At 63.7% G+C, this 2,743-nt stretch carries 2 protein-coding genes and 1 pseudogene; 1 reads left to right on the forward strand and 2 read right to left on the reverse strand.

Annotated features, from left to right (window positions below; genetic code table 11):
- Positions 1–61: 61 nt before the first annotated feature.
- Positions 62–1,219 (reverse strand): annotated as a pseudogene (locus ABYW26_RS12915) (alpha-D-ribose 1-methylphosphonate 5-triphosphate diphosphatase); the annotation flags it as partial.
- 41 nt (positions 1,220–1,260) lie between these two features.
- Here ABYW26_RS12915 and ABYW26_RS12920 point away from each other — a divergent pair.
- Positions 1,261–1,971: a DUF1045 domain-containing protein gene (locus ABYW26_RS12920; protein ID WP_372605317.1), complete on the forward strand. Its 711-nt coding sequence runs from the start codon at positions 1,261–1,263 to the stop codon at positions 1,969–1,971.
- On the opposite strand, the gene phnN is transcribed toward ABYW26_RS12920, so the two are convergent.
- Positions 1,953–2,411 (reverse strand): phosphonate metabolism protein/1,5-bisphosphokinase (PRPP-forming) PhnN, encoded by a 459-nt coding sequence (gene phnN, locus ABYW26_RS12925; protein WP_372605318.1) that lies wholly within the window; start codon positions 2,409–2,411, stop codon positions 1,953–1,955. The two genes, ABYW26_RS12920 and phnN, sit on opposite strands and share 19 nt — an antisense overlap.
- Positions 2,412–2,743: the final 332 nt, after the last annotated feature.

The raw sequence follows: 2,743 nt of genomic DNA on the forward strand, positions 1-2,743 counted from the left end.
CAAGGGGTGAAAGAAATGTGACGGCGACCGGCCAGCGCGCCGGACGCGGGGACGCTGGCCCCTACCCGACCTGTCGGCCGTGACACCAGACGCCGCGAATGACCGGGCTGCCTTCGACGCGGGTGACGCGGATCATATCCGCATAATAGCCTTCCCCGAGCAGGCCGCGATCGGCAAAGCCCACCGCCCGCGCCGGGGTCGAAGTTACGGTCGCCACCGCACGTGGAAGATTGTCCCACAGATCGGCCAGAAGAAACGCCGAGGACAACAGCGCATAGGGCACGTAATCGGACGAGATAATATCCAGCAGCCCCATTTCGGCCAACCTATGCGCCGCGACATTCCCCGAATGCGAGCCGCCCCGGATCAGGTTCGGCGCGCCCATCATCACCGCGATCCCGTGCTGACGACAGGCCTGCGCCGCCTCGACAGTGGTCGGAAACTCGGCCACGCGCACACCGTATCCATGCGAGGTTTCGACATGTTCGGCGGTGGTATCGTCATGCGAAGCCAGAACCGCGCCCAGACGTGCGGCCTCTTTGACGGTGGCGGCCTCGTGGCGGGCGCCATAGGTGCTGCGCAACCCAAGCAGGTGATCGACATGATCCTCGAATTCACCGTCATTCATGCCGCGCTTTTTCTGCACATAGGTGCGCAGCGCGGTGATGTCGCGGAACTGGCGCTGACCGGGCGTGTGATCCATCAGCGAGACCAGACCGACCCGATCTTCGGGGCCGAATTCCGAAAATTCATCCTCAAGGGTTTCGGAACAGACCTCGCCGCGCAGGTGCAGGTAGTGGTTGATCTTCAACGCGCCCTTTTCCCGCAGCTCCATCACCTCGCGCGACACGGCGCGGGCGTATTTCGGATAACCGCCATCGTGGCTGTGGATCGACCCGATGCGCATGGCGTCGAAAACCGTGGTGATCCCGGCCGAGGCCAGCTCGGCGTCATGAGCCAGAATCGCCGCCGCATGCGGCCAGTCGACCTTGGGACGCGGCTCAAGATGGCGCTCAAGATTGTCAGTGTGCAATTCGACCAGACCGGGCATGATCGTGTCGCCGCCAACGTCGATCGCCCCGGCAACTGCGCTGGCCCCGGTGGCGATTTCGACGATCCGCCCATCCATGATGCGAAGGGTTCCGAAGATCAGCTCGTCGTCGCGCACGATCTGCGCATTGGTAAAAATCGTCTCGGTCATGGTCTGGTCCTGCGTTGCGCTTTGCCCTGTGCCATGTCTTTGTCACGGAGGTGTGACACTTGCCGACTAAACGCTCCGACATGACAGAGTTTCAAAGATTTGCCGTCTATTATGCGCCCCGTCCGGGCGCCTTTTCCGATTTCGCCAATGGCTGGTTGGGATGGGATGCCGTGCGCGGTCGCGCGGTGCCGCATCCGGATATTCCGGGCCTGCCGCTGCCGATCGAGGCCCTGACCCGGGCGCCGCGCAAATACGGGTTTCACGGCACGCTCAAGCCGCCGTTCCGCCTGCGCGATGGTCAATCCCGCGCTGCGCTGGAGGCCCGGATCGCGGAACTGGCTGCGCGGTTGGCGCCAGTAATCTGCGACGGGCTGGACCTGCGGCGCATCGGCCGGTTTCTGGCCCTGACGCCGCGCGGCGATACCCGCGCGCTGTCCGATCTTGCGGCGACGGTGGTGCGCGACCTTGATCCGTTCCGCGCCGCCCCCGGCTTGGGCGAGCTTGAACGGCGACGTGCGGCCGGTCTGAGCCCGCGTCAGAACGCCTATCTTGAAAGCTGGGGCTATCCCTATGTGATGGACGAGTTCCGCTTTCACCTGACCCTGACGGACAAGCTGTCTGACACCAAGGCCAAGCAGACCCAAACGGTGCTGGAACAGGCGATCACGCCACTGCCGCCACAGCCCTTCGAAATGACCGATCTGTGCCTGTTCGGCGAGGCTGCGGATGGCCGGTTCCACCTGCTGCATCGCTATGCGCTTTCGGGCTGAAGCGCGGCCAGAAAGGCCTGAACCGCCAACGCGAGATCGCCGTCATTCGACACCTGCCGCACCGGCAGGCCCGGCGCGACGGAATAATCGGAGCGGGCCAGACGGGTTTCGATCTGATCCCCGCTTTCACGCCCCCGCGCCGCCAGCCGTCTGGCCAGAGTTTCAGGCGAAGCCGTGACCAGCAATATCGACATGTCGGGATACAGGTCAAAAGCCAGCGGCAGGATCGCCCGCGAGCCATTAAAGATCACGTCCCGGCCCTGCGCCAGCGCCGCCTCAAATGTTCGGGGCACGCCATAGCTTAGCCCATGCGCCTGCCAGTGCAGCGCGAACGCGCCCGCCGCGACCCGGCGTGTGAATTCCGACGCACTGACGCCCTCGAAATCCTCGCCACCGGCCTTGGCCGGGCGGGTGATCACCCGACGCACCCGCAGCAGCAAGCTCCCGGGCGGCGTCCTGAATGCGTTGCTTCCCTGTCGGTGTCGCTGGACGTCCGAACACTTTGATCAACGCCTCTACGACTTCCACCGTCGCCGCCGTCCTCGCCCACGTGTCGGTGTCATTGTCACTGTCATTGTCTATGTCACTGTCAGGGACGAATACCGGGTCAGTATCCGGTAAGTGTTCCGCACCTAAAATGTCAGTATTTGTGTTGTCTGACCTGGGGGTTTGCCAACGTCCGCTTCGTGTAGCGGTTGGGTCATTCCAGCGTGCCCACTGCGTAAAAACGACGTTCAACATGCGTCCGTGACGTGTCCGACGGGTCTGTTTC

Origin of the sequence: Actibacterium sp. (assembly GCF_041584535.1) — a bacterium.
In the GTDB taxonomy this organism is placed as follows: domain Bacteria; phylum Pseudomonadota; class Alphaproteobacteria; order Rhodobacterales; family Rhodobacteraceae; genus Actibacterium_D.